Raw genomic sequence first — 12,977 nt, 5'->3', positions numbered from 1 at the left:
ATGCTAATCCGTGAAAAACTTGTTTTGTTTTTAAACCAAAACCTCCGAAAAGAATTCATTATATAGCGCCCGAACTGCTGTATTTTCCTGTGCTTCTTTGACGCCGAACATAATGCTTACTTCTGAAGAGCCTTGATTAATCATTTCAATGTTTACTTTTGCGTCGGATAAAGCTTTAGAAGCACGTGAAGTTATCCCAACGTTATGGCGCATTGTTTCGCCTACAACCATAATCAGTGAAATTCCATGTTGCATAATAACTTGATCGGCATTTAATTCTTCTTTCAATCGAGCCATAATTGTCTGTTCGGTGTCCTCGCCAAACTGATTTTCGCGAATAATAATAGTTAAATCATCAATTCCGGATGGCATATGCTCATAGTTCAGCCCAGAGTCTTCCAAGATTTGTAACACTTTTCGACCAAAGCCAATTTCCCGGTTCATTAAATATTTACTAATATAAATGCTGCAAAAACCGTCGTCGCTCGCAATTCCAACGACTGGCCCATTGCTGTTTTCACGTTCATGTACGACACGAGTTCCGCATGAATCAGGATTGTTTGTATTTTTGATATGAACAGGAATCCCTGCATGGAAGGCCGGAATCAAGGCTTCGTCATGAAAAACAGAGAAGCCAGCATAAGAAAGTTCGCGCATTTCGCGGTAAGTAAGTTCGAGTACTTTCTTCGGGTTTTTTACAATAGCCGGATTGACTGCATAAACTGCATCCACATCAGTAAAATTCTCGTATAACTCAGCTTGCGCCCCATTGGCCACAATCGCTCCAGTAATATCAGAACCACTTCTGGAAAAAGTACTAATTTCGCCGTCTTTTGTGTAACCGAAAAATCCAGGGAAAACGATGATACCTTCTCGTTCTCGAAGTGCAAACAACCGGTCATAAGATTCAGGTAAAACTTGAGCACTTGCATGTTCGTTCGTCACGAGTAATCCAGCATCTTTTGGATTAATATAGTTGGCATTTAAGCCTTTAAATTTAAAATAAGCTGCGATTAATTTCGCATTGTTATCTTCTCCGCTAGCTTTCATTCGATCTAAAAATTTATCAGGATCGCTTTTGTCAGAAGAAATTGTCGCTTGTAAATCTGTACGAATTTGCTGGATAATCGCACCATCCATTCCCGTATCAAGCGCAATTCCCGCATATCTAGCAATGACAGCTTCAAATAATTCTGTCGTATTTTCTCCTAAAAGTGCTTTTGTCGCGCAATCAATAAGTAAGTCCGTCACTTTTGTATCTTCTTTGAAACGTTTACCAGGAGCTGATACAACAACGATTTTTCGATCAGAATCCTCCGCTACAAGTTGGAAAACTTTATTTAATTGAATCCCTGATGCTAAAGAACTCCCGCCAAATTTAATTACTTTCATGCCACACACTCCTGATTTGAATTTTTTATCTTCCGAAAGTGTTGTTTTTGGATGATGCGAAATTTTCTGAGCTTTCGGATAAAGTTATTGTCTATTATCGCTCTTTTCGCATGAAATCGCAATGCTTTTTCTTATTTTAAATAAATTTTTTGTAGCTCCATTCGTTTACTTGTTTAAAAAGGGAAAGGTAGGATATAATGAGAGTGTACCAAAAAAGCAGCTTTAATCTGAAAGGAAAGATTACGATGAAAAATATTGTTTTAGTATGTGCGGCAGGAATGTCAACAAGCCTTTTAGTAACAAAAATGCGTAAAGCAGCAGAAGCGCGCGGAGAAGAATGTGAAATCGAAGCGTACTCTATCGCTGAAGTAAGTAATTTAATTGATGATGCAGATGTAGTACTTTTAGGACCACAAGTGCGTTATCAAAAGAAAACAGTTGATGAATTAGCTGCTGGGAAAATTCCAGTAGATGTAATCGACATGGCCGCTTATGGTACGATGAACGGGGAAAAAGTACTTGGCCAAGCATTAGAATTAATTGAAAACTATCAAAAGTAAACATTAAAAAAACCTGTGTGGCGAATCTCGCCACACAGGTTTTTTAACTTTCTTGAGTAAGCAAGCCATCTTCCATACGATAAACATGATTGACTAAATCTAACATCCGTTCATCATGTGTAACCATAATCGCAGTCCGGCTAGTTTGAACTACCTCATCACGAAGCAACGTCACGACTTCACGACTTCTTTCCGTATCAAGGCTGGCAGTTGGCTCATCCGCTAAAATAACAGATGGCTGATTAATAAGCGCCCGTGCAATCGCGACACGTTGCTTTTGACCACCTGATAAGTCTTTTGGAAAAGCGTTTGCCCGGTCAGCGATTCCAAGTTGAGCAAGCAAGGCAGTAGCTTCTTTTTCTAATTCAGCAGCATTTTTCCCAGCCATTTTTCCAATAAAGCCAATTTGATCTTTCACACGTAAGTAAGGAACAAGGTGAGCAGCTTGGAAAATAAAGCCGATTTCTTCTAAACGAAGAGAAGTTTGCTCTTTTGCTGATAAGTTACTAATAGACTTATCATTAATCGAAATAGTTCCGCCAGTTGGTGTTAAAAGTGCACCTGCAAGCGAAAGTAATGTACTTTTACCAGAACCACTTGGGCCAACAATGGCAATAAGTTCGCCTTTCTTCGCTTCAAAGTTTGTTTCCTTCAGTGCATGAATAATTGAAGGACCGGACGGATAGTCTTTATAAACATTTTCGAATGATAGTAGAGTTTCCATTATTCATCACCTCCTCGAATAGCATCTAATGCGTCTACTTTAGCAATTCGTCTAAGTGATAAAAGTGCTCCAACTAAAGCGACTAGGAAGAATATTCCACTGTAAAGCGCAATTGTCATCGAACTTAGTCTAAATGGCATTGCTTCAGGCATAATGCTTGGTAAAACGAGTGTCACACCAACGCTGATTAAAATGCTTATAAGTGAAATAATCACGACTTGCGTAATAATGCTCTTCGCTAAATAACTTGTTTTCGTTCCGAGCGCCTTTAAAATACCAAATTGGGTCGTTTTTTGTAGCGTCATTACATAGAAGAAAGCTGTCAGAATGAATCCGCCAATAACAATTAAGAAATAAATCATCATATTAAGCGTCATTTGTTCAGCAGAATACCCAGGGATTTGATTCAAAAAGCCTTTGTGGTCAATCGTTGTTAGATCTTTATCTGAAAGTGTTACCCCTTTGTCTGGATTGTCTGTTTTAATAGCAATTGTACTTGTTTGTGGGATTTTTTGGTGATATAAGACAGGGTTGATTTCTTGCCAAGTAGCGATGTTAAGATAAACAACTGGCGCATGACTGTATTTTTGATTGTCTGTAAAACCGACCACCGTTAGTTCTCTATTTAAAATATCATCCATTAGCACATCGCCGATTTTAATTCCGTCTGATTTAAGGGAAGAATCGACTACAATTTCATCTGGTTTGGTTATTTGAATGCTACTTCCTTCTGAAATTTTTGGCGCAAGGAAACTATCTGGTTGAATTCCGAAAAGCGCCACACTGAATTTTTTGTCATCGCTTTCTCGTTTTAATGTTTGCATGGATTGTCCAAGAACCGCAGCATCTTTTACATTCTCGTCTTTTTTCACTTCTGCAAGTTTGGATTCTGGAAACTGTGAGCGAGATAATTTGTCTTGGGCGTCTTTGCTGAGAACATAATATGGAACCCCGTTATCTGCAACGGATGAAGCATTATCATAGGCAAGTCCATTTGCTAGCCCAGATAAAATAAGTGATAGTAACATAATTAAAACCATGATGCCTGTTACTAAAATATAGCGCAACTTAGAATAAACTAATTCGCGAAGACCTAAAAACATCGGTTATACCAACTCCTTTAATTTATGTAAGAAAGGGATGAAGAAATTTTCATCTCTCTTGCTTTCCAAACATTAGTATAACAAAGCTCGCTCCATTTGACTAAAAAAAGAAACTAAACAAAATTACGTTTAGCTTCTTTATTTTTACTATTTTTTAAGCCCTTCAATAAGAAGTTTTACGCCTTTTTCAAGTGTTTCTTTTGGGCAGGCAATGTTCAGGCGAATGAACCCTTTGCCTGAATAACCAAACCCGGAGCCCATTTGAACACCAACACCTGCTTCTATTAAATCAGCATAAATGGCTTTTTCATCTTTGGCTAATGAACGGCAGTCAAGCCACATTAGGTAAGTAGCTTCTAAATCTGTGACACCAATTTCTGGAACTTCTTTTTCAAGACTAGTTTTTACATAGTCATAATTACTGTAAATATAATCCTTTAGCTCATTAAGCCAAGGAGCTCCGTAGCGATAAGCTGCTTCTGTACCAATAATTCCAAAAACGTTAAGCCCATTTGTAGCGGCATATTTTTGTTCTGCAACAAATTTTTCTTGGTAATCTTTATTCGTAATAATATAGTAGGAAGCTTTAATAGCTGCTAAATTGAATGTTTTTGTCGCTGCCATCAATGTAATAATTTGGTCAGCATAAAACGGTGCTGCAACCATCATTGGAATGTGTTTGTGAGGCTTCATAACTAAATCGGCATGAATTTCATCAGAAATAATCGGGATTTGGTATTTTTCGCAAAGTTCAGCTAATTGCACTAATTCCTCTTTTGAAAAACAACGACCACCCGGATTTTGAGGATTACACAGTAAGAATAGTTTTACATTTTCTTCTTTTATACGAGTTTCTAAATCATGAAAATCCATATGATATTGGTGATTTTCATATACTAAAGGAGACATCACTACTTTTCGTTCCGTTGCTTTGGTTATATTGAAGAACGGTGGATAAATTGGCGAGACCATCAGTACCGAATCACCTTTATTAGTAAGCGAGCGAACCGAAAGCGAAATTGTCGGAACAACTGCCCCGTTAAAGAAAAGTGTACTAGAATCAATTTCGAACTGATGCTGATTCTTATTCCAATTGATAACAGCATCGACAAGTCCCTCTGATTTTGTTGAATAACCAAAAATCCCGTGATCGATTTGACGCTGGAAAGCATCAAGTACTGGTTTTGGTGCACGGAAATCCATGTCTGCTACCCACATGGGGATAATATCTTTACGACCAAATAATTCTTCTGCCCCGTCCCACTTTTCTGAATTAGTTCCATTACGCGGAATGACTTCATCAAATTGACTCAAATATGCCACACTCCAATCTTTTTATTCTTATTAATTATAGCATAAAGGTAGTCCTGAAGCTTGCTCTAAAAAGATTTAGAATAATTGTTAAAGTCAGAACTAAATGTTATAATTTTAAAATATTGTAACACTAGAAAGCAGGTGGAATGAAGATGAGTACATTCAAAGTAGGAGAAGTAGTTTCTGGAAAAATCGCTGGAATTCAAAGTTACGGGGCGTTTGTAGCATTAAATGAGTCTACACAAGGTTTAGTCCATATTTCAGAAATTACACATGGTTTTGTAAAAGACATCCATGATTTCTTAGAAGTAGGACAAGCGGTCAAAGTGAAAATTTTAGACATTGATGAAGAAAAAAACAAAATTAGTCTTTCTATTAGAGCTACCGAAGACGCACCAAAAGAACAATCGGCTAAAAAGAAAAACGTATCATCTGGTGAAAATGATGAAGGATTTAATACACTGCGGGATAAATTAGAAGAATGGATAAAAAAAGCAGATAAATGATCTCAATCAACCTACAATAAGGCCGAATTTGGTCGAATTTGCTAGGCTGATCAATTTAATTGACTAATATTTTAGAAAAAGGGAATAGATAGTAGTAATTTTCTATTTACTTAGAAAAATAAGCTGGTTAACAAAGGGGGATTTTTGTGAAAAGGTCTATTCATGTGCAAGCATTTGTTTACAATGAGAAGAAAGATGAAGTATTGGTAGTAAGAAATCGCAATATGACTTGGACGTTTCCAGGTGGACAAGTAGAACCCGATCAAACAATGGAAGAGGCTATCGCTAACAAAGTAAAAAGTCAAACGAATATAGATGTGAAAGTCGAGTCCATTTTGTCCTGCAAAGAGCGACGTGCTACTTGGGAGCATGTTTGTACATTCGTCTTTCGGGCAAAACCAACTGGAGACATAGCAGCTGTCGAACATGACGATAGTGTATTCCATGTAAAATGGCTTCCGATTCCACTTGCAGATGATTTATTAAATATAGACCAATTAACTTTAAATGAACTGCTTAGAAGCGAAGGCGTCCTATATGAAAACTATACCTAATTTTCAAAAATGGTGAAAAATAACAGTTGTCAAGTCTTGCTAAAAAGCACTGATTGAGATAAAGTTAATAAAGAAACTTTTTTAAAATTTGGAGGGAAAATGATGACACATATTAAATTTGATTATTCCAAAGCGCTCCGTTTTTTTGAAGAACGCGAACTTGATTACCTTGAACCAGCAGTAAAAGCAGCACATGATGCATTACATAATGGGACTGGTGCGGGAAGTGACGCACTTGGTTGGATTAACTTGCCAACAGACTACGACAAAGAAGAATTTGCTCGTATCAAAAAAGCAACAGAAAAAATCCACAGTGATTCAGAAGTGTTAATCGTTATCGGTATCGGCGGTTCTTACCTTGGAGCACGCGCAGCTATCGAAACATTAAATCATTCCTTCTATAATGTACTTGAAAAAGGTGCTCGCAAAACACCACAAGTATTTTTTGCAGGAAATAGCATTAGCTCTTCCTACTTACATGACTTAATTGAAGTAGTTGGCGACCGTGATTTCTCCGTTAACGTTATTTCTAAATCCGGTACAACAACAGAACCAGCAATTGCTTTCCGCGTATTCAAAGAACTTTTAATTAAGAAATACGGTGAAGAAGGCGCGAAAAAACGTATCTACGCAACAACTGATAAAGCAAAAGGCGCTTTAAAAACATTATCTGATAATGAAGGCTACGAAACATTTGTTGTTCCAGATGACGTAGGCGGACGTTTCTCCGTTTTAACAGCAGTAGGATTACTTCCGATCGCAGTTAGTGGCGTAGACATTGACGCATTAATGAACGGCGCAGCAGCAGCAAGTAAAGATTTCGCCAAACCAGAACTTAAAAACAACATTGCTTATCAATATGCAGCAGCTCGTAATGTGCTTTATCGCAAAGGAAAAGTAACTGAACTTCTAATTAGCTACGAACCAGGTTTGCAGTACTTTAACGAGTGGTGGAAACAATTATTTGGCGAAAGTGAAGGGAAAGACAAAAAAGGTATTTATCCATCCAGCGCTAATTTCTCCACTGATTTGCATTCGATTGGACAATATATCCAAGATGGACGTCGTAACCTATTTGAAACTGTTGTGAAGGTGGACAAACCTCGCCACAATCTAACTATCAATAAAGAAGAAGTAGATTTAGATGGTCTTAACTATCTTGCTGGTGAAACAGTTGATTTCGTTAACACAAAAGCTTTTGAAGGTACACTACTAGCTCATACAGACGGTGAAGTACCAAACTTTGTTGTCGAAGTACCTGAACTAGATGCGTATACATTCGGTTACCTAGTATACTTCTTTGAAAAAGCAGTCGCAATCAGCGGCTACCTTAATGGCGTAAATCCATTTGACCAACCAGGAGTAGAAGCATACAAAGCAAATATGTTCGCTCTTCTTGGCAAACCAGGATTTGAAGAGAAAAAAGCAGAACTAGAAAAACGTTTAAACAACTAATTTTCAAAAGCAAAACCTTGGAGCCTGTGCTTCAAGGTTTTTTGTTTGTTTGCGATTTTTCTCTATTGGCGTTACCATATAAGAAAACAAAAGGAGGAGAAGAAGTGCTATCGATTGAACGGAAACGAGCCATTGTCCAATATGTTAAAAACCGGAAAATAGCGACTGTCAATGAACTAGCTAAACATTTTGAAGTTCATGAAGCAACCATTCGTCGCGACTTAACATCTCTAGAAAAAGACAAAAAACTAAAAAGAACGCATGGCGGTGTAATGATTGAAGAAAAAGTAGTTTCCGAACCCAACTGGAAAAAACGTAGTGAAGTCCGCTTTGAAGAAAAGCAACGAATCGCTACTTTGGCTGCTACGATGGTCAAAGATGGAGACACGATCATCCTAGATGCCGGAACAACAACCGGGCATATTGCAACAGCTTTAAAAGAGCGCTCGAAGCTAACAGTTATTACAAATGATATTAATGTTGCTTCTATTATGCGCTTCTCTCCATCTAAAGTAATTGTAACTGGTGGAGTTATTTATCCAGAGACATTCATATTGAATGGCATGATAACTAGTGGAACATTACAAAGTATCCATGTACACAAAGCATTTGTAACGACACCGGCACTTGATATTGACAAAGGTTTGATGCATTATGACGAATACCTTATTCCTGCCAAACAACAAATGCTCCATTCTGCTGATGAAGTGATTTTAGTCACCGATCATACGAAGTTCGGTCGCATTTCATTATACAAATATGCCACGCTTGATGAAATCTCTTCAATAATTACTGGGAAAGAAATAGATCCGGTCTTAAAAGAGCAGTTTGAAGAAAAAGGAATGCAAATTTATACAACTTAATGTTTTTGGTAGAAAAACCGCATTTTCACATGTTTTTATACATTCAAAACATCTTTTTTCATCTTTATTTAAAAAACTTGATAAAAAGTATTGACGAAAGGCAAAAATCTTGGTATATTTATAAACGTTGCTGATGCGGACGAAACGCTTTTGCAGCAAAAGAAATTGACCTTTGAAAACTGAACAAAGAAGAAGACGAAAAGCAATGAGACGTAAAGTCTCACTGGTAATCGCAGGGCAGAAAACAGAAAGCTGTTTTCAACAAAACAAACTAGTAATTTAATTGCTAGCGAAGTCAATTTGACGCAAGGAATCTTATTCACGGTGTTGAATAAGTATTCAAATTCAATTTATATTTTAAAGAGAGTTTGATCCTGGCTCAGGACGAACGCTGGCGGCGTGCCTAATACATGCAAGTCGAACGAACGGAGGAAGAGCTTGCTCTTCCAAAGTTAGTGGCGGACGGGTGAGTAACACGTGGGCAACCTGCCTGTAAGTTGGGGATAACTCCGGGAAACCGGGGCTAATACCGAATGATAAGTAGTGACGCATGTCATCACTTTGAAAGATGGTTTCGGCTATCGCTTACAGATGGGCCCGCGGTGCATTAGCTAGTTGGTAGGGTAAAGGCCTACCAAGGCAACGATGCATAGCCGACCTGAGAGGGTGATCGGCCACACTGGGACTGAGACACGGCCCAGACTCCTACGGGAGGCAGCAGTAGGGAATCTTCCGCAATGGACGAAAGTCTGACGGAGCAACGCCGCGTGTATGAAGAAGGTTTTCGGATCGTAAAGTACTGTTGTTAGAGAAGAACAAGGATAAGAGTAACTGCTTGTCCCTTGACGGTATCTAACCAGAAAGCCACGGCTAACTACGTGCCAGCAGCCGCGGTAATACGTAGGTGGCAAGCGTTGTCCGGATTTATTGGGCGTAAAGCGCGCGCAGGCGGTCTTTTAAGTCTGATGTGAAAGCCCCCGGCTTAACCGGGGAGGGTCATTGGAAACTGGAAGACTGGAGTGCAGAAGAGGAGAGTGGAATTCCACGTGTAGCGGTGAAATGCGTAGATATGTGGAGGAACACCAGTGGCGAAGGCGACTCTCTGGTCTGTAACTGACGCTGAGGCGCGAAAGCGTGGGGAGCAAACAGGATTAGATACCCTGGTAGTCCACGCCGTAAACGATGAGTGCTAAGTGTTAGGGGGTTTCCGCCCCTTAGTGCTGCAGCTAACGCATTAAGCACTCCGCCTGGGGAGTACGACCGCAAGGTTGAAACTCAAAGGAATTGACGGGGGCCCGCACAAGCGGTGGAGCATGTGGTTTAATTCGAAGCAACGCGAAGAACCTTACCAGGTCTTGACATCCTTTGACCACTCTGGAGACAGAGCTTTCCCTTCGGGGACAAAGTGACAGGTGGTGCATGGTTGTCGTCAGCTCGTGTCGTGAGATGTTGGGTTAAGTCCCGCAACGAGCGCAACCCTTGATTTTAGTTGCCAGCATTTAGTTGGGCACTCTAAAGTGACTGCCGGTGCAAGCCGGAGGAAGGTGGGGATGACGTCAAATCATCATGCCCCTTATGACCTGGGCTACACACGTGCTACAATGGATGGTACAAAGGGTAGCGAAGCCGCGAGGTGGAGCCAATCCCATAAAACCATTCTCAGTTCGGATTGTAGGCTGCAACTCGCCTACATGAAGCCGGAATCGCTAGTAATCGCGGATCAGCATGCCGCGGTGAATACGTTCCCGGGCCTTGTACACACCGCCCGTCACACCACGAGAGTTTGTAACACCCGAAGTCGGTAGGGTAACCTTTTAGGAGCCAGCCGCCGAAGGTGGGACAGATAATTGGGGTGAAGTCGTAACAAGGTAGCCGTATCGGAAGGTGCGGCTGGATCACCTCCTTTCTAAGGAAAAGGAAACCTGTGAGTTTTCGTTCTTCTATATTTGTTCAGTTTTGAGAGGTCATTCTCTTAGATGTCAGATAAAGTACGCACGGCGCGTTGCCTTGGGCAAAGAGCCACTACATTATTGACGGGCCTATAGCTCAGCTGGTTAGAGCGCACGCCTGATAAGCGTGAGGTCGATGGTTCGAGTCCATTTAGGCCCACTTTTTCTTTCTGACAGAAGAAACAACATAATATCCTATTTAAGGGGCCTTAGCTCAGCTGGGAGAGCGCCTGCTTTGCACGCAGGAGGTCAGCGGTTCGATCCCGCTAGGCTCCACCAAAATTGTTCTTTGAAAACTAGATAAGAAAGTTAGTAAAGTTAGCATAAATAGGTAACTATTTATGACACAAGTAACCGAGAATCATCTGAAAGTGAATCTTTCATCTGATTGGATGTATCATCGCTGATACGGAAAATCAGAAAAACAACCTTTACTTCAATGAAGTAAATTGGTTAAGTTAGAAAGGGCGCACGGTGGATGCCTTGGCACTAGGAGCCGAAGAAGGACGGGACTAACACCGATATGCTTTGGGGAGCTGTACGTAAGCGTTGATCCAGAGATTTCCGAATGGGGGAACCCACTATCTTTAGTCGGATAGTATCCTTACGTGAATACATAGCGTGAGGAAGGCAGACCCAGGGAACTGAAACATCTAAGTACCTGGAGGAAGAGAAAGAAAAATCGATTTCCTGAGTAGCGGCGAGCGAAACGGAAAGAGCCCAAACCAAGAAGCTTGCTTCTTGGGGTTGTAGGACACTCTATACGGAGTTACAAAAGAAAGTTATAAATGAAGCGGTCTGGAAAGGCCCGCCAAAGACGGTAACAGCCCGGTAGTTGAAATAGCTTTCCCTCCAGAGTGGATCCTGAGTACGGCGGAACACGTGAAATTCCGTCGGAATCCGGGAGGACCATCTCCCAAGGCTAAATACTCCCTAGTGACCGATAGTGAACCAGTACCGTGAGGGAAAGGTGAAAAGCACCCCGGAAGGGGAGTGAAACAGTTCCTGAAACCGTGTGCCTACAAGTAGTTAGAGCCCGTTAATGGGTGATAGCGTGCCTTTTGTAGAATGAACCGGCGAGTTACGATTTGTTGCAAGGTTAAGCGGAAAAAGCGGAGCCGTAGCGAAAGCGAGTCTGAATAGGGCGAATAAGTAACAGGTCGTAGACCCGAAACCAGGTGATCTACCCATGTCCAGGATGAAGGTAAGGTAATACTTACTGGAGGTCCGAACCCACGCACGTTGAAAAGTGCGGGGATGAGGTGTGGGTAGCGGAGAAATTCCAATCGAACTTGGAGATAGCTGGTTCTCTCCGAAATAGCTTTAGGGCTAGCCTCGAGGTAAAGAGTCATGGAGGTAGAGCACTGTTTGGACTAGGGGCCCTTCTCGGGTTACCGAATTCAGATAAACTCCGAATGCCATGTACTTATACTCGGGAGTCAGACTGCGAGTGATAAGATCCGTAGTCGAAAGGGAAACAGCCCAGACCACCAGTTAAGGTCCCCAAATATATGTTAAGTGGAAAAGGATGTGGGGTTGCTTAGACAACCAGGATGTTGGCTTAGAAGCAGCCACCATTGAAAGAGTGCGTAATAGCTCACTGGTCGAGTGACCCCGCGCCGAAAATGTACCGGGGCTAAACATATTACCGAAACTGTGGATGAACCTCTTTGAGAGGTTCGTGGTAGGAGAGCGTTCTAAGGGCGGTGAAGTCAGACCGGAAGGACTGGTGGAGCGCTTAGAAGTGAGAATGCCGGTATGAGTAGCGAAAGAAGGGTGAGAATCCCTTCCACCGAATATCTAAGGTTTCCTGAGGAAGGCTCGTCCGCTCAGGGTTAGTCGGGACCTAAGCCGAGGCCGATAGGCGTAGGCGATGGACAACAGGTAGAGATTCCTGTACCAGTGCTAATTGTTTAACCGATGGGGTGACACAGAAGGATAGGGAATCGCACGAATGGAAATGTGCGTCCAAGCAGTGAGTGTGAGAAGTAGGCAAATCCGCTTCTTGCGAAGCATGAGCTGTGATGGGGAAGGAAATAAAGTACGGAAGTTCCTGATTTCACGCTGTCAAGAAAAGCCTCTAGGAAGAGTAGTACTGCCCGTACCGCAAACCGACACAGGTAGATGAGGAGAGAATCCTAAGGTGAGCGAGAGAACTCTCGTTAAGGAACTCGGCAAAATGACCCCGTAACTTCGGGAGAAGGGGTGCTCTATTAGGGTGCAAGCCCGAGAGAGCCGCAGTGAATAGGCCCAGGCGACTGTTTAGCAAAAACACAGGTCTCTGCAAAACCGTAAGGTGACGTATAGGGGCTGACGCCTGCCCGGTGCTGGAAGGTTAAGAGGAGTGCTTAGCTTCGGCGAAGGTACGAATTGAAGCCCCAGTAAACGGCGGCCGTAACTATAACGGTCCTAAGGTAGCGAAATTCCTTGTCGGGTAAGTTCCGACCCGCACGAAAGGCGCAACGATCTGGGCACTGTCTCAACGAGAGACTCGGTGAAATTATAGTACCTGTGAAGATGCAGGTTACCCGCGACAGGACGGAAAGACCCCGTGGAG

Annotated in this window: 9 protein-coding genes, 2 tRNA genes and 2 rRNA genes (1 of these 13 only partly in view); 9 read left to right on the top strand and 4 right to left on the bottom strand. The window is 41.6% G+C overall.

What is annotated here, in order from left to right; all coding sequences use genetic code 11:
• Positions 1 to 30: 30 nt before the first annotated feature.
• Positions 31 to 1,392, bottom strand: coding sequence for an aspartate kinase (locus JL53_RS12750; protein WP_038407801.1), 1,362 nt, complete (start codon positions 1,390 to 1,392; stop codon positions 31 to 33).
• Between the two features lie 245 nt (positions 1,393 to 1,637).
• Here JL53_RS12750 and JL53_RS12745 point away from each other — a divergent pair, with 245 nt between their 5' ends.
• A complete protein-coding gene (locus JL53_RS12745) occupies positions 1,638 to 1,952 on the top strand; it encodes a PTS sugar transporter subunit IIB (RefSeq protein ID WP_003720683.1) in 315 nt (104 codons plus the stop codon).
• Between the two features lie 43 nt (positions 1,953 to 1,995).
• On the opposite strand, the gene JL53_RS12740 is transcribed toward JL53_RS12745, so the two are convergent.
• The 3 genes from JL53_RS12740 to JL53_RS12730 form a co-directional block, all read right to left on the bottom strand.
• A complete protein-coding gene (locus tag JL53_RS12740; protein ID WP_038407800.1) occupies positions 1,996 to 2,676 on the bottom strand; it encodes an ABC transporter ATP-binding protein in 681 nt (226 codons plus the stop codon).
• On the bottom strand, positions 2,676 to 3,779 hold the full coding sequence (locus JL53_RS12735; RefSeq protein WP_003720681.1) for an ABC transporter permease: 1,104 nt from the start codon (positions 3,777 to 3,779) through the stop codon (positions 2,676 to 2,678). The genes JL53_RS12740 and JL53_RS12735 overlap by 1 nt, the downstream gene beginning before the upstream one ends.
• Before the next feature lie 147 nt (positions 3,780 to 3,926).
• On the bottom strand, positions 3,927 to 5,093 hold the full coding sequence (locus JL53_RS12730) for a MalY/PatB family protein (RefSeq protein ID WP_003720680.1): 1,167 nt from the start codon (positions 5,091 to 5,093) through the stop codon (positions 3,927 to 3,929).
• A 152-nt stretch (positions 5,094 to 5,245) separates the two neighbouring features.
• On the opposite strand from JL53_RS12730, the gene yugI reads away from it, so the two are divergent.
• The 8 genes from yugI to JL53_RS12690 form a co-directional block, all read left to right on the top strand.
• Positions 5,246 to 5,599, top strand: coding sequence for a S1 domain-containing post-transcriptional regulator GSP13 (gene yugI, locus JL53_RS12725; protein ID WP_038407799.1), 354 nt, complete (start codon positions 5,246 to 5,248; stop codon positions 5,597 to 5,599).
• Between the two features lie 146 nt (positions 5,600 to 5,745).
• Complete coding sequence (locus tag JL53_RS12720; protein ID WP_003720678.1) at positions 5,746 to 6,153, top strand: NUDIX hydrolase; 408 nt, start codon at positions 5,746 to 5,748, stop codon at positions 6,151 to 6,153.
• Between the two features lie 102 nt (positions 6,154 to 6,255).
• The gene (locus JL53_RS12715; RefSeq protein WP_038407798.1) at positions 6,256 to 7,608 is read left to right on the top strand and encodes a glucose-6-phosphate isomerase; all 1,353 of its coding nucleotides are present in this window, start codon (positions 6,256 to 6,258) and stop codon (positions 7,606 to 7,608) included.
• Positions 7,609 to 7,712: 104 nt separating this feature from the next.
• Positions 7,713 to 8,471: a DeoR/GlpR family DNA-binding transcription regulator gene (locus JL53_RS12710; protein WP_038407797.1), complete on the top strand. Its 759-nt coding sequence runs from the start codon at positions 7,713 to 7,715 to the stop codon at positions 8,469 to 8,471.
• Between the two features lie 356 nt (positions 8,472 to 8,827).
• Positions 8,828 to 10,377, top strand: a 16S ribosomal RNA gene (locus tag JL53_RS12705).
• 129 nt (positions 10,378 to 10,506) lie between these two features.
• Positions 10,507 to 10,580, top strand: a tRNA-Ile gene (locus JL53_RS12700).
• Positions 10,581 to 10,623: 43 nt separating this feature from the next.
• A tRNA-Ala gene (locus JL53_RS12695) sits at positions 10,624 to 10,699 on the top strand.
• Positions 10,700 to 10,871: 172 nt separating this feature from the next.
• A 23S ribosomal RNA gene (locus tag JL53_RS12690) occupies positions 10,872 to 12,977 on the top strand (it continues 827 nt past the right edge of the window).
• The 16S and 23S rRNA genes sit together here with 2 tRNA genes alongside, the layout of an rRNA operon.

The sequence above is a fragment of the Listeria ivanovii subsp. londoniensis genome, from assembly GCF_000763495.1.
In the GTDB taxonomy this organism is placed as follows: Bacteria; Bacillota; Bacilli; order Lactobacillales; family Listeriaceae; genus Listeria; species Listeria londoniensis.
The sequence above is the reverse complement of the archived record's forward strand: the minus strand, read 5'-3'. Positions and strand labels throughout refer to the sequence as shown.

Coding starts and splice junctions, on each gene's coding strand:
- JL53_RS12750 (WP_038407801.1), bottom strand. CDS start 1,392: ATGAAAGTAATTAAATTTGGCGGGAGTTCTTTAGCATCAGGGATTCAA.
- JL53_RS12745 (WP_003720683.1), top strand. CDS start 1,638: ATGAAAAATATTGTTTTAGTATGTGCGGCAGGAATGTCAACAAGCCTT.
- JL53_RS12740 (WP_038407800.1), bottom strand. CDS start 2,676: ATGGAAACTCTACTATCATTCGAAAATGTTTATAAAGACTATCCGTCC.
- JL53_RS12735 (WP_003720681.1), bottom strand. CDS start 3,779: ATGTTTTTAGGTCTTCGCGAATTAGTTTATTCTAAGTTGCGCTATATT.
- yugI (WP_038407799.1), top strand. CDS start 5,246: ATGAGTACATTCAAAGTAGGAGAAGTAGTTTCTGGAAAAATCGCTGGA.
- JL53_RS12715 (WP_038407798.1), top strand. CDS start 6,256: ATGACACATATTAAATTTGATTATTCCAAAGCGCTCCGTTTTTTTGAA.